13 protein-coding genes and 1 riboswitch are annotated in these 14,083 nt (G+C 39.3%); of the genes, 7 read left to right on the top strand and 6 right to left on the bottom strand.

All coding sequences use genetic code 11. The features are described from left to right. Window positions 1-74 precede the first annotated feature (74 nt). The 3 genes from rlmE to LQ983_RS09770 form a co-directional block, all read right to left on the bottom strand. Entirely contained in the window at window positions 75-704 is a 630-nt protein-coding gene (gene rlmE / locus LQ983_RS09780; RefSeq protein ID WP_230622542.1) for a 23S rRNA (uridine(2552)-2'-O)-methyltransferase RlmE, read from the bottom strand. A gap of 158 nt (window positions 705-862) precedes the next feature. Beyond that, complete coding sequence (purU, locus tag LQ983_RS09775) at window positions 863-1,699, bottom strand: formyltetrahydrofolate deformylase (RefSeq protein WP_230622541.1); 837 nt, start codon at window positions 1,697-1,699, stop codon at window positions 863-865. 63 nt (window positions 1,700-1,762) lie between these two features. Further along, entirely contained in the window at window positions 1,763-2,161 is a 399-nt protein-coding gene (locus LQ983_RS09770; protein WP_230622540.1) for an H-NS family nucleoid-associated regulatory protein, read from the bottom strand. Between the two features lie 156 nt (window positions 2,162-2,317). Then, window positions 2,318-2,491: riboswitch (Lysine riboswitch) on the top strand. 95 nt (window positions 2,492-2,586) lie between these two features. Between LQ983_RS09770 and LQ983_RS09765 the strand changes: the two genes are divergently transcribed. The 3 genes from LQ983_RS09765 (at window position 2,587) to ilvN (ending at window position 6,642) form a co-directional block, all read left to right on the top strand. After that, window positions 2,587-4,119: a Na+/H+ antiporter NhaC family protein gene (locus LQ983_RS09765; RefSeq protein WP_230622539.1), complete on the top strand. Its 1,533-nt coding sequence runs from the start codon at window positions 2,587-2,589 to the stop codon at window positions 4,117-4,119. Window positions 4,120-4,432: 313 nt separating this feature from the next. Further along, entirely contained in the window at window positions 4,433-6,151 is a 1,719-nt protein-coding gene (locus tag LQ983_RS09760) for an acetolactate synthase 3 large subunit (protein ID WP_230622538.1), read from the top strand. Beyond that, the gene (gene ilvN, locus LQ983_RS09755; protein ID WP_109432460.1) at window positions 6,151-6,642 is read left to right on the top strand and encodes an acetolactate synthase small subunit; all 492 of its coding nucleotides are present in this window, start codon (window positions 6,151-6,153) and stop codon (window positions 6,640-6,642) included. Before LQ983_RS09760 ends, ilvN begins: the two co-directional genes overlap by 1 nt. A 144-nt stretch (window positions 6,643-6,786) precedes the next feature. Here ilvN and LQ983_RS09750 read toward each other — a convergent pair whose 3' ends face one another. Further along, window positions 6,787-7,986: a phospholipase D family protein gene (locus LQ983_RS09750; protein ID WP_230622537.1), complete on the bottom strand. Its 1,200-nt coding sequence runs from the start codon at window positions 7,984-7,986 to the stop codon at window positions 6,787-6,789. A gap of 216 nt (window positions 7,987-8,202) precedes the next feature. On the opposite strand from LQ983_RS09750, the gene cra reads away from it, so the two are divergent. Continuing rightward, window positions 8,203-9,192, top strand: a complete 990-nt coding sequence (cra, locus tag LQ983_RS09745; protein WP_230622536.1) for a catabolite repressor/activator — start codon at window positions 8,203-8,205, stop codon at window positions 9,190-9,192. Here cra and LQ983_RS09740 read toward each other — a convergent pair. Then, entirely contained in the window at window positions 9,176-9,898 is a 723-nt protein-coding gene (locus LQ983_RS09740) for a vancomycin high temperature exclusion protein (RefSeq protein WP_230622535.1), read from the bottom strand. The genes cra and LQ983_RS09740 overlap by 17 nt on opposite strands. A 193-nt stretch (window positions 9,899-10,091) precedes the next feature. On the opposite strand from LQ983_RS09740, the gene LQ983_RS09735 reads away from it, so the two are divergent. The 3 genes from LQ983_RS09735 (at window position 10,092) to LQ983_RS09725 (ending at window position 12,942) form a co-directional block, all read left to right on the top strand. Beyond that, on the top strand, window positions 10,092-11,189 hold the full coding sequence (locus tag LQ983_RS09735) for a homoserine O-acetyltransferase (protein WP_230622534.1): 1,098 nt from the start codon (window positions 10,092-10,094) through the stop codon (window positions 11,187-11,189). A gap of 307 nt (window positions 11,190-11,496) precedes the next feature. Then, a complete protein-coding gene (gene purR, locus LQ983_RS09730) occupies window positions 11,497-12,498 on the top strand; it encodes an HTH-type transcriptional repressor PurR (protein WP_111294178.1) in 1,002 nt (333 codons plus the stop codon). Window positions 12,499-12,621: 123 nt separating this feature from the next. Beyond that, window positions 12,622-12,942: an HI1450 family dsDNA-mimic protein gene (locus LQ983_RS09725; protein ID WP_109858789.1), complete on the top strand. Its 321-nt coding sequence runs from the start codon at window positions 12,622-12,624 to the stop codon at window positions 12,940-12,942. A gap of 100 nt (window positions 12,943-13,042) precedes the next feature. Here the strand turns inward: LQ983_RS09725 and LQ983_RS09720 are convergent, their stop codons facing one another. Further along, the gene (locus tag LQ983_RS09720) at window positions 13,043-14,083 is read right to left on the bottom strand and encodes an ATP-binding cassette domain-containing protein (RefSeq protein WP_230622533.1); all 1,041 of its coding nucleotides are present in this window, start codon (window positions 14,081-14,083) and stop codon (window positions 13,043-13,045) included.

The raw sequence follows: 14,083 nt of genomic DNA, 5'->3' as shown, positions 1-14,083 counted from the left end.
TGTTGCAAGGTTACTATATTTGTTTCGAAAGTTAAAGTTATCAAATTGATTGTCTTTCTTTGTTACTTAACCTATTAAAACTTATAGCCACTTGCAACGATATAAACTTCCCGAGAGCGATCTCGAGAGGCCTCAGGTTTCCGAACTTTTACCACACTAAAGAGAGAACGAATCTCTTTTAAGTATTCATCAAAACCTTCACCCTGAAAAACTTTTACAACAAAACTGCCTTTGTTCGCCAACACCTGTTTGCACATATCCAATGCAAGCTCGACCAAATACATTGCGCGTGGAATATCCACTGATGGCATTCCACTGAAATTAGGCGCCATATCCGACATCACCACATCAACTTTTTCTTCACCAACGCGTTGTAGCAAAGTACTCAGGACATTTTCATCACGGAAATCCCCTTGTAGGAAATCAACCCCTACAATGGGATCCATCTCCAAAATATCACAAGCGATAACCCGTCCATTCCGACCAATTTGGCTGACGACATACTGCGACCACCCCCCCGGAGCCGCACCAAGATCGACCACTGTCATACCCGGTTTAAATAAACGGTCTGTTTGCTGGATTTCATCAAGCTTGAAATATGCACGGGAACGCAGTTTTTGCTTATGCGCTTTTTGTACAAAAGGATCTTTAAAATGTTCGTTTAACCAGCGAGTAGAACTCGCTGAGCGTTTTTTCTTACCCATAACCTGTCTTGTATTTTGTAACGTCGTTGTATATGAAGGCTTAAGCTTTACTTTTCAAGCCTTAAATCATCATTAATAAAAAATCCACCTTTCCTCGATTTTTGGCGGAAAGGTGGCTTAAATCAGAATGGTGCTTATTGTAGCAATTAAAGTGCGGTCTATAAAACAATCGTTTTATTTTTATAAACGAAAATACGATCGTGCAATGCCAAATCTAAAGCGCGACTCAATACTGTTTTTTCTACATCGCGACCGGCTTTCATCATAGCTTCAGCGCTGTAAGTGTGGTCAATATTGATCACATTTTGCATAATAATCGGCCCTTGATCCAACTCATTATTAATAAAATGCGCTGTTGCACCAATAATTTTCACGCCACGTTCGTAGGCTTGTTGATAAGGTTTTGCACCAATAAATGCCGGTAAGAATGAGTGGTGAATATTAATAACTCGATTAGGATAACGCGCCACAAATTTTGGATTTAGCACTCGCATATACTTCGCAAGCACAATGTAATCCGGCGCAAATTCATCAATTTTTTCAGCGAGCAACTCATCGTGTTCTTCACGGGTTAAATCTTGATGACTAATGCAGAAAAACGGTACATCAAAACGTTCTGCCAACGTACGCAATGAATCATGATTTCCAATCACCGCTGCAATCTCTACGTCAAGACCACCATAGTAATTTTTCATTAAAATATCACCTAAACAATGCGCCTCTTTCGTCACTAAAATCACAATTCGTTTACGTTTTGCACTGATGAGACGGCAATTTGTCCCTTCAGGTAAACTCAGCGCTAAATCGGCCAACAAGGTTTCTTCATTAAAAATCCCTTGTAATTCCGTGCGCATAAAAAAATGTTTGGTTTCAAAATCAACAAATTCATTATTATGCACAATATTTAATTGATGCTTATAACAAATATTTGTGATCTTAGAAATAAGTCCTTTAGCATCAGGACAATCCGTCAATAATATTTTATTTTCAACCATATTATCCTCTTAATAAAAAAGAAACCCATAAAAATGGGTTTCTCACGATAATTAAAAACAATATTAAATTTCAAAATCGGATAAAGATTGACCTTTATCTAATTTTGTTTGAATCGCTTTTGGCGTACGGCCTTGACCAGTCCAAGTTTTTGTCACGCCATTTTCATCAACATACTGATACTTTGCCGGGCGTGCTTCTCGCTTTTTACGAGGAACTTCCGCACCTAAAATTTCAGCTAATTCATCTATTGTAATACCTTCTTGCTTTAATAAGTCTTTATATTTAGCAATACGTTCTTGACGCTCTTTTTCCTCTTGTTGAATTTTCAAGAGTTCTTCTCTTTTTTCAGAAATAACCAGTTGTAACTTTTCTAAAATACTTTCTAATAATTCCAAAGATTCATTTTTGGCAAGTACGCGTAAACTACGAATATTTGTTAAAACCTTTAACACTTCAGTCATTAAATTTACCTCCGATATCTGTTATTAATATAACAGCGGCTATCATAAACAAATAAATATTCCAGGTAAACAGAATTTATTAAATTTATTTATCACACAAAATGCCATTTCCTTATTGGCATTTCTCTTTTTTTATTGTAGTCTTGTGGTGTCCTATACATACGTAGAGGTGCAAACGTTATAAGTATATTTTCAGAGTGGATAACGATGAAGAAAATGGAAAGGAACGTTTGCCGAAATCAGTTAAAAGTCGTTTTAACTGGTTGGTGGCGTCTTCGAAAGAACCGTCACTGTCATAGTCAATAACAACTATGGAGCGCTACTGGTTAGGTTAGGTCTTTATTTACCTGCCGTTTTAAATCATTTCTGGTCATTCTAAATATTTAAAGTCAGTGGTTCTCCCTTAATTTTAGGTAGAACAACATATGGAACTCATCGATTATTCATCGTCAATTTGGTCAATACTTCCTCCTTTACTTGCATTGCTATTAGCGATTGTTACACGTAAAGTTATCCTTTCTTTAAGTGTCGGGATTCTGGTCGGTGCCGCCATGTTGACGAACTTTGAACCGCTGAATACCTTAGTGTATTTAAAAAATAATATTTCGTCCCTCTTCATTAAAGAAGACGGTTTGAATAGCAACAACATTAACATTCTGCTTTTCTTATTATTGCTTGGCGTTTTGACCGCACTTTTAAGTATGTCCGGCAGTAACCGCGCATTTGCCGAATGGGCGCAAAAACACATTAAAGATCGTCGTGGTGCAAAATTAGTTGCCGCTGCGTTGGTTTTCATTACCTTTATTGATGACTATTTCCACAGCTTAGCAGTTGGTGCAATTGCTCGCCCAATTACCGATAAATTCAACGTCTCTCGTGCTAAATTAGCCTATATTCTCGACTCTACCGCAGCCCCAATGTGCGTGCTTATGCCGGTGTCTAGCTGGGGAGCGTACATTATTACGTTAATCGCAGGCTTATTTGCAACCTACTCACTCACCGGTTATACCCCAATCGGCGCCTTTATGGCGATGAGTGCCATGAACTTTTATGCCATTTTCTCTATTTTAATGGTGTTCTTTGTTGCCTATTTCTCTTTTGATATTGGCTCGATGGCACAACATGAGAAACTAGCGTTAGAAGCTGAAAATACAGAAGAAGAACAACTCTCTGACGTCAAAGGCCATGTACGTAATCTTGTATTACCGATTTTAACCTTAATTATCGTGACCGTTTCCGCCATGATGTATACCGGTAACGAAGCTTTAGCAGCTGATGGAAAACCTTTCTCCATCTTAGGGGCATTTGAAAATACCACCGTTGGCGTGTCATTAGTTACCGGTGGTTTAAGTGCGGTATTAGTTGCTTCACTTTGTATTTTTGCCGATCGTTTGGTGAATGTCTCCGAATATATCAAAGCATGGGGCGTAGGGATTAAATCCATGTCCGGTGCAATTCTCATTTTATTCTTCGCATGGACAATTAATAATGTGGTAAGCGATGTGAAAACCGGGGCTTATTTAGCGTCTTTAGTTTCCGATACATTGCCACTTGCTTTATTACCTGCACTTTTATTTATTTTGGCATCCGTTATGGCATTCTCCACAGGTACCAGCTGGGGAACATTCGGTATTATGTTGCCAATCGCTGCTGCGATTGCTTCTCACGCAATGCCGGGTTCTGTGGAATTTATGTTGCCTTGCTTATCGGCAGTGATGGCGGGAGCCGTTTGCGGTGACCACTGCTCACCGGTATCCGATACGACCATTTTGTCTTCCACTGGAGCAAAATGCGACCACATGGATCACGTTACCTCACAGTTGCCTTATGCCCTTATCGTGGCAACCGCAACTATTGCGGGCTATATCGTTGTCGGTTTCACCTATTCCGGCCTACTTGGTTTTATCACCACAGGTGCTGTACTTGCCTTACTCGTGTTTATCTTTAAAAAACGCTAAATTGTGATCTGGCGCACAAAACCAAAACAAAAAATATAATTTTGTTAAATTTATAAAATGCGGCATAAAGTCGCATTTTTTATACCTAAAATAAAAATAATTTTATAAAACACCAAAATTAAAACTTTAAAAGAATTTTATACTGATAAATCCAGAAAAATTTCATTTTCTCATCAAATTTTAAATAGACAATTCAGCTGCTTTCTATTACAAATAATTCCATCCCCTACAAAGTACCCACATTTACGTTGTTTATGTAAAAGTGCGGTCAAAAAAATCAGTGTTTTTTAAGACAACATATTAAGAGGTGAAAATGAAAAAATTATCGGGAGCAGAAATGGTCGTTCAATCCTTGCGTGATCAAGGTGTTGAATTTTTATTTGGTTATCCTGGCGGTGCAGTTTTAGACATTTATGATGCCATTCATACCCTCGGCGGTATTGAACATATTTTAGTACGCCACGAACAAGCCGCAGTACACATGGCTGATGGTTACGCACGAGCCACCGGTAAAGTAGGCTGTGTTTTAGTTACCTCCGGCCCCGGTGCCACCAATGCCATTACCGGCATTGCTACGGCATATGCGGATTCTATTCCGTTAGTGGTGCTTTCCGGACAAGTACCATCAGGATTAATTGGTAGTGATGCCTTCCAAGAATGCGACATGGTGGGGATTTCCCGTCCGGTCGTGAAACACAGTTTTTTAGTTAAAAACCCGGAGGACATTCCGACCATCATTAAGAAAGCCTTTTATATTGCCTCTACCGGTCGTCCAGGTCCAGTCGTGATTGATTTACCGAAAGACATACTCAATCCGTTGAACAAATTTGCCTACACTTATCCGGAAGAAGTCACTTTGCGTTCTTACAGCCCAACGGTGCAAGGTCACAAAGGGCAAATCAAAAAAGCATTAAAAGCCTTATTGGTGGCAAAAAAACCGGTGCTTTTTGTGGGCGGTGGTGTGATTTCGGCCAACTGCCACGATGCCTTAACACGCTTTGCTAAACAGTTAAATTTGCCGGTCACCTCTTCTCTTATGGGCTTAGGTGCTTTCCCCGGCACGGATAAACAATTCCTTGGTATGCTCGGTATGCACGGCACTTATGAAGCCAACACCACCATGCATAACAGTGACTTAATTTTAGGTATCGGCGTTCGCTTTGACGATCGCACTACCAATAATCTTGCGAAATATTGCCCGAATGCGAAAGTGATTCATGTGGATGTGGATCCCACCTCCATTTCCAAAACCGTACCGGTGGCGATTCCGATTGTAGGCAGCGCAGAAAGCGTATTAGAGGAATTTTTATCGTTATTGGAAGATGAAAATCTTGCTAAATCCCAATCTGATTTAACTGATTGGTGGAAAGAAATCGAACAATGGAAAGCAGAAAAATGCCTCGATTTCGATTGCAACAGTGGCGTTATCAAACCACAGCAAGTGCTTGAAACGATTTATCGCCTAACCAAGGGTGATGCTTATGTGGCATCTGATGTAGGACAACACCAAATGTTCGCAGCCTTACACTACCCGTTCGACAAACCACGGCGTTGGATCAACTCGGGAGGGCTCGGCACCATGGGGTTCGGTTTACCTGCTGCACTTGGTGTCAAACTCGCCGATCCGAAAGCGACGGTGGTTTGTATTACCGGTGATGGGAGTATTCAAATGAACATTCAAGAGCTTTCTACCGCCAAACAGTATGATATTCCTATCGTCGTCATTTGTTTGAACAACCATTTCCTCGGCATGGTGAAACAATGGCAGGATTTGATTTACTCCGGTCGCCATTCGCAAACTTACATGAACTCGTTACCGGATTTCGTGAAATTAGCGGAAGCCTACGATCATGTGGGTATTCAAATCGCCAAACCGGAAGAATTGGAAGAAAAACTCAAACAAGCGTTCAGCATTAAAAACAAACTGGTCTTTGTTGACGTCAACGTTGATGCCAACGAACACGTTTACCCAATGCAAGTGCGTAGCGGCGCTATGAATGAAATGATTTTAACTAAACCGGAGAATGCATAATGCGTAGAATTTTATCAGTATTACTCGAAAATGAATCAGGCGCGTTATCCCGTGTCGTTGCCTTATTCTCACAACGTGCTTTCAACATTGAAAGCCTTACCGTAGCACCAACAGACGATCCAACGTTATCCCGTATGACGATCGAAACCTACGGTGATGAACAAGTGCTAGAGCAAATTGAAAAGCAATTGCACAAATTAGTGGATGTGTTCAAAGTGATTAATTTAAGCGACTGTGAACACGTTGAGCGTGAAGTGATGTTAATTAAAGTCCGAGCACAAGGCGCGGCGAGAGAAGAACTGAAACGTTTGACGGATATTTTCCGTGCGCAAATTGTAGACGTCACCACGAAGTCTTACATCATCCAACTCACCGGCACCAAAGACAAACTGGACGCCTTCGTGAGCACCCTAAAAGAAGAAGCCGTTGTCATCGAAATCGTCCGCTCCGGTTTAGTGAGCTTACCACGTGGAGAAAAGGGCTATTTATAGCCGCTATATAAACATCAAGTGCGGTCAAAATTCGTTGTAAATTTTGACCGCACATTAGATTATATTATTGACATCTAGAGCTACTAACTCCTTAATAAAGGTAATTTCTATTTATCATAAACTATAATAGGATGCTCTCAATAATTACTTTTTATCATAATATATACAGTCAATTAATGCCATTCTATACTTCCAGGCTAGTAATTCTTTATCACTGCGATCTGGTGGAGTACTATTAAACCAATCTGTATCGTATAGTCTCTGTAAAAATTCATCCCAATAACGTTCCGCATTCACTTTATTTAAATTTTTTATACCTAATTCTTTACCTAATCTCTTATTCTGTATATTAATACAAAAAAACAAATCTGGTCTCTTCATTGTAATTAATCTAGTTGAACTACCTAAAGGGTTTTGTCTAAAGGATTTAACTGAATTAAAAATTCTTATATATTCTAAAAAACATTTTCTATCAACTACCCCAGTTAAAGGAACAATATCTAAAGCACTTGAAATTATTGGGTTATTAACATTTATTTCATGATGAAAAACTCCATTTCCTATCATACTACCAAACCATCCAGAATTTGAATATCCAGCATTTAGAAGCCCTCCAATATGTTTTCTATCATTTAAACTCATACATTTAAAATGTTCTTTCTCCTCAAAACAACACTGTATGGTTTGTAACATTTCTAGCCTATCATCAAAATTATGATGTTTATCTATTTTTACTTCATAAAAATAATCTTCCCAAGAATAAGTTAGTATATCTATATCAATAGGTAACCTTTCAAATTCTATATTAGAATATATATTGGATAACCTCTCCAAGTTTTTATGTTTAAAGGAATATAATTTCATATATTTATTTATATAATTAAAATCAATAAATCGCGCATCCTTATGATTAAAACAAGATTCTAAAAGCGATTTAATCTCCTTAAAAAGGGTATTACATGAATTAACATTGGATAAGAAAATCATATTCTCAAAATTCTTTCCTGAAAAAGCACACTTGGTAAAATTTGCACTCCCTATTAATACGCTCCAATCTTTAGAGCTATTCCAAAACAAATATATTTTAGGATGAAAAACACCATTTGTCTGCAACACAAATTTAACATTTTTATTTTGATAAAGTTTTTCTAAAACTTTTGGTTCAGTTTGATAAAAATGCAATCCTATGGTTGAAGTTTTTATCTTACTTTCTGATAAAACTAGTTCTTTAAAAGAATTATGAGCGGTGGATGCCCAAGCAGTTGCAAAAGAAAAATACTTATACTGATTCAATAGATTACAAAAAACTTTTTCTAAATTTTTTCCATTAATCATCATATCCATTATGTTATCCTTAACTCTTTACATATATATCTAACTATTAGATACAAATATATTACATAGTACGTACAATATGTACATTACCATAAAAAATAAACAATTTTGTGACATGCATTCCATTTTTAATAAAATGAGGTGCTATAATCTGCGTAGTTACATGCAAAATTTGTGCAATTTAATCAATCTACGATCTATTTCTGACATTTATAAGGAGTTAATGTGAAATTAGATGAAATCGCCAAGTTGGCGGGCGTTTCTTGCACAACGGTGAGCTACGTTGTGAATGGAAAAGCTAAACAATATCGCGTAAGCGATAGCACGATAGCCAAAGTGCAGGCGCTGATTAAGCAATATGATTTCAAACCCAATGCCATGGCGGCAAGCTTGCGCGTGGGCAAAAGTAAAACTATTGGTTTGATTATTCCTGATTTTGAAAATATCAGTTACGCCAAAATCGCAAACAAATTAGAAAACCGTTTGCGGGAAAAAGGATATCAGCTGTTAATTTCTTGTTCGAATGATCACATTGAGAATGAACAAAATTGTGTAAAACATTTATTACAACGTCAAATTGATGCATTGATTGTCTCTTCAGCTCTGCCCTATGACACAGATTTTTATCAAAATGCCGATGTACCAATTATTGGTTTTGATCGCCGTATTCAATCACCAAACGTAGTGAATGTCTTGACCGATGATGAAGGGGATGCATGCCGCTTAGCAGAGGAATTTCTCAAACTGCCGAATCAACAGCAAGTGTTGTTCTTTGGGGCATTGCCTGAACTACCTACCAGCAAGGAACGTGAGCAGGGTTTTCGTAAGGCACTGAAAGATAGAGCGGTAAAAGTTGATTATTTATATACAGATAAATTTCATAAAAACAATGCGACAAATACGTTTGCACAATGGTTATCAGAACAAGAGGACTTGCCGACAACCATTTTTACTACTTCATTTACGCTATTAGAAGGCGTGATGTTGGTATTATTACAACGTTTTGGGCATGTGCCTCATCACTTAACGATTGCAACCTTTGGTCATTTTGAAATGTTGGAGTTATTGGAGAATCCGGTGATTTGTAGCGTGCAAGATTACGATAAAGTGTCGCAATCCCTATTGAATTTAGCGTTTAATGCCATTTCGAAAAAACATAAAGCTACGGCAAATAGTACGCCGTTAACCCGTAAAGTGATTAAGTACCACTGCTAGCATCCGTCACATCGGGAATCGTCACCGGAGGGGGTAAAGGTTCCGGCGCCCCTAAAAAGTGCGGTTCCCTTTCCATTAATAAATCCCACACAGCCTGCAAGCGGGCAAAAAATTCTCGCACTCGTACTTTTGTATAACCTTGCGGATAATCGGCAACAAAACAAATGGCATCAATATTGTGGAATTTCGCAATAAACAAGGCTCGTTCACAGTGGAATTTTTGTGAAATGATTGTAAGAGAATGTGCTTTAAACACTTGATCGGCACGAACTACGGAATCCAACGTGCGAAAACCGGCGAAATCCAAATAAATAAACTCTTGTGGCACGCCCATTTTTTTCAAATCTTTCAGCATGGTACGCGGTTCATTGTATTGCAATGTACGGTTATCACCACTTAACAACAAATAATCCACCTTTCTTTTTTCAAACAAACGTTGAGCCGTCAATAATCGATTGTAATAAAAGAGATTCAGAGTGTTATCCGAGAAATATTTTGACGTGCCAAGCACCAATCCATAAGGACGATTTGGCACTTTTTCGATGTCGTAGTAGATGTCATTACGCACATAGTATCCAATGGTCTGATCAACAATCACCAACAAAATCGCAAAAAAAGCCATAAATAACGCCATGTAACGGGAAAGTCGTTTCATCTGCGTTAGCGTGAAATATGTTTGTAACTTTTCTTTTAAATTCAATTTCATTGGCTGTTTTATCAGAAAAAATTGGTATTCAACATAATGAAAAAAAGCCTGGAATTCAAGTGTAATTTCGTTATTTATAGCCTTAAAAACCTCTAGAAGTTTAGACGTCTAAAATTTCTTGACAAGGAATAGTCGCAGGATGTAACGTTACTCACCTTTACTGATAACAAGAGAAATTGCGCCGGATTTTGCAATGACAATAAAAAAGACCACCGTTTTTACCCATCAACCTTTACAGCTTACGTTAGGCGGTCAACTGGAACATATTGATGTCGCCTATCAAACTTACGGCGTATTGAATGCAGATAAAAGCAATGCCGTGTTGATCTGCCACGCCCTTACTGGGGATGCAGAACCTTATTTTGAGCAAGAGGCAAACCAACAAGGTTGGTGGCAAAATTTCATGGGTGACGGTTTGGCATTAGATACTTCGCGCTATTTCTTTATTTGTTCCAATGTGCTTGGTGGTTGCAAAGGCACAACCGGCCCATCTTCACTGAATCCGCAAACCGGTCGCCCATACGGTAGCCAATTTCCTACTGTCGTCGTACAAGATATTGTAAAAGTACAAAAAGCCTTATTAGACTCACTGGCGATTCCACATTTACATGCCATCATAGGTGGTTCTTTTGGCGGAATGCAAGCCAATCAATGGGCGATTGATTACCCTGATTTTGTTTCTAATGTAGTGAATTTATGCTCTTCTCTGTCTTTCAGTGCAGAAGCCATCGGATTTAATCACGTTATGCGCCAAACGGTTATCAGTGATCCAAACTTTAATAACGGCGATTATTACGAGGGTGCAAAACCGGATAAAGGATTAGCGTTAGCGCGTATGCTGGGCATGCTGACCTATCGTACGGATGTTCAGCTGACCAAAGCTTTCGGACGCGCGACCAAAGCAGAAGGCAATTTGCAGGGTGACTATTTCCAAGTGGAATCTTATTTGAGCTACCAAGGACAGAAATTTCTTGCGCGCTTTGATGCCAATAGCTACCTGCATTTACTACGCGCATTGGATTTATACGATCCAAGCCTCGGTTATGCTGACTTAAAAACTGCACTTTCTCGTATTCAAGCACGTTACACGTTAGTTTCTGTGGATAACGATCAACTGTTCAAATTGCCGGAATTGCGCAAAAGTAAACAGCTATTGGAAGAAAATGGCGTGAATTTAAATTATTACGAATTCAGCTCAGACTATGGTCATGATGCCTTTTTGGTGGACTATGCCTTTTTTGAACATAAAATTCGTGATGGATTAGCAGGAAAGACAAAAGAAAGGTTCTAAAAAGAAACCGCACTTCGTTTTAAAGTGCGGTTTCTTTTTGATGTGTTTTTCATTAGAAAATGGAAAACGCTAAAACAAGAATCACGCTAAGAGAAAGCGCAACCGTCATCATTGCATAACCGAAAGTCCCCATGATTCACCTCTTTTTTTGTCTTTATGTTAAAAGAGCCTATATCTTAACAAAAAATTCACACAAAAAGCCAACCAAATATGAAAAAGGCGACAGATTGATAAAAATTCTGTGTTATGCCCTTAACCAAAAGCACTTACCTCTTTATAATAGCCAAAATTTTTTAGGGAGAAAGTTATGGCTACCATCAAAGATGTTGCCAAAATGGCAGGCGTATCCACCACCACGGTGTCGCACGTGATCAATAAAACCCGCTTTGTGGCACAAGAAACCGAAAGTTTGGTTTTACAGGCCATCAAAGATCTTAATTATTCCCCAAGTGCGGTGGCGCGTAGCCTTAAAGTGAATACCACCAAATCCATCGGCATGATCGTCACCACCAGTGAAGCGCCTTATTTTGCGGAAATCATTCATGCGGTGGAAGAACATTGCTATCGCCAAGGTTATTCATTGTTTCTGTGTAACACGCAAAATAATGCGGAAAAAATCAAAAACCATTTGGAAATGCTAGCGAAAAAACGCGTAGATGGTATTTTGGTTATGTGTTCCGAATACTTGCCGGATTCGTTAAATCTACTTCATTCCTTTGAAAATATCCCGATGGTCGTGATGGATTGGGGTCCGAACGTGTACACAGACATCATCCAAGATAACAGCTTTGATGGCGGCTATTTAGCCACCAAACATCTCATTGAAAACGGCCATAAACACATCGGTATTATTGCCGGTGAACTCACTAAAACGACAGCTAAAACCCGTTATGAAGGCTTTATCCATGCCATGAAAGAAGCCGGTTTAACCGTTAATCCGAACTGGGTAATGGAAGGCTTTTTTGAACCGGAAGACGGCTATGAGTGCATGAATAAAATTTTAAGCCAAGATAACTTACCAACCGCGGTATTTTGTTGTAACGATCTCATGGCGTTGGGTGCAATTTCTGCGATTGGCGAAAAAGGTTTACGCGTACCGGAAAATATTTCCATTATCGGTTATGACAACATTCATGCCTCCCGTTTTTATTCACCGCCGCTAACAACCGTGCACCAATCTAAGTCTCGTTTAGGTGTGCAAGCCGTGAATTTATTGTTTGAACGCATTAACCATAAATCCGATCAAAAAGAAAAAATTGAAATCCACCCTGAATTGGTGGTTCGCAAATCGGTGAAAAAAATGGCATAAGCAAGTAAAAAGGGGCTCAAAAAAGCCCCTTTTCTTCACATTTAAAACGCCACAAAAACCGACCGCACTTTCGCCGCAATTATGCTATGATGAGCCCCCAATTTACTTTCATGGAATACACAAATGAGCGAATTCAAAAAACTGGATCCCGATACGGCGATTGATATTGCCTATGATATTTTTCTTGAAATGGCACCGGAAAATCTCGATCCTGCCGATATTCTATTATTTAATCTGCAATTTGAAGAACGTGGCGCTGTTGAGTTTGTCGAAACCGCCGATAACTGGGAAGAAGAAATTGGCGTGTTAATTGATCCGGAAGAATATGCTGAAGTCTGGATTGGCTTGGTGAATGAACAAGATGAAATGAACGATATTTTTGCCAAGTTTTTAATTTCTCACCGCGAAGAAGATCGCCAATATCATATTATTTGGAAAGAATAACGGACATTTTCTGTTCATACTCTCTCGCCAGTTTCCTCGCCCTGTTCGTCTAACACAGGGCGAAAAACACGGTAAAAACCCACCGCACTTTCCGTCTTTCCTATTCCTCTACAGGCAGCACAAACCAACCAATCGGACGTAACTTAACAAAATACTCGGGCTGATTTGGTATGTAATCATTCGGATTTAAATGCACCAATAATGGAAACCCATGCCATCGCACCTGAATTTCCCAATAGTTCCCCATAGACATCGCCGATTGCACATCACAACGTTCCGCAGGTTCGCCTGTTAACTCTAATAACACGCCTTCCGGTCGAATACCGAGTAAATAATTTCCATCCTGTAGTAGCTCATTCGATTCAATCGACAAGGGATTTTCTGCTAAAACATATTTTCCGTTTTTTACCGTCACCGGAAAGAAAGACACCTCCCCCATGAAGTTTGCCGTAAAACGAGAGGTTGGATGATGATAGAGCGTATTCGGCAAACCAATCTGTTCGACTTTTCCTTGGTTCATGACCACTACCGCATCGGAAATAGCAAAGGCTTCTGTTTGATCGTGAGTCACATAAAGCACCGTAATACCGAGTTTTTGTTGTAAATGACGAATCATCTCACGCATCGTACGACGCAAGTTGGTATCCAAATTACTTAACGGCTCATCAAATAATAAAATTTGTGGCGCAATCACCAACGCCCGCGCCAAGGCGACACGTTGTTGTTGTCCACCGGAAAGTTGTTCGATACGGCGATGTTCAAAACCCTCAAGCTCCACCATTTTTAATGCTTGACTGACTTTTTCGGCGATGTCTGAGGAATGGGGTTCCTGCATTTTCAAACCAAACGCCACATTTTCCCCGACGGTTAAATGCGGGAAAAGCGCATAGGATTGAAACACAATGCCGACACCACGCTGTTGTGGCGGTAGCCGACTGATGTCTTTTCCGTCACATAAAATTTGCCCTTGATCGAGATCTTCCAATCCGGCAATGAGGCGCAGAATGGTAGTTTTGCCACAGCCTGATACACCCAATAAGGTCGTAAATTTGCCTTTTTCAAAAACGAGATTGAAATCTTGCAATACCTTGGTTGAGCCAAAGGCCTTATAAACCTGTTTTAATTCAATATGTTGTGTCAT

The sequence above is a fragment of the Aggregatibacter sp. Marseille-P9115 genome (assembly GCF_920939465.1).
GTDB classification, from domain to species: Bacteria; Pseudomonadota; Gammaproteobacteria; order Enterobacterales; family Pasteurellaceae; genus Aggregatibacter; species Aggregatibacter segnis_B.
This window is presented reverse-complemented; position numbering and strand designations above follow the sequence as displayed.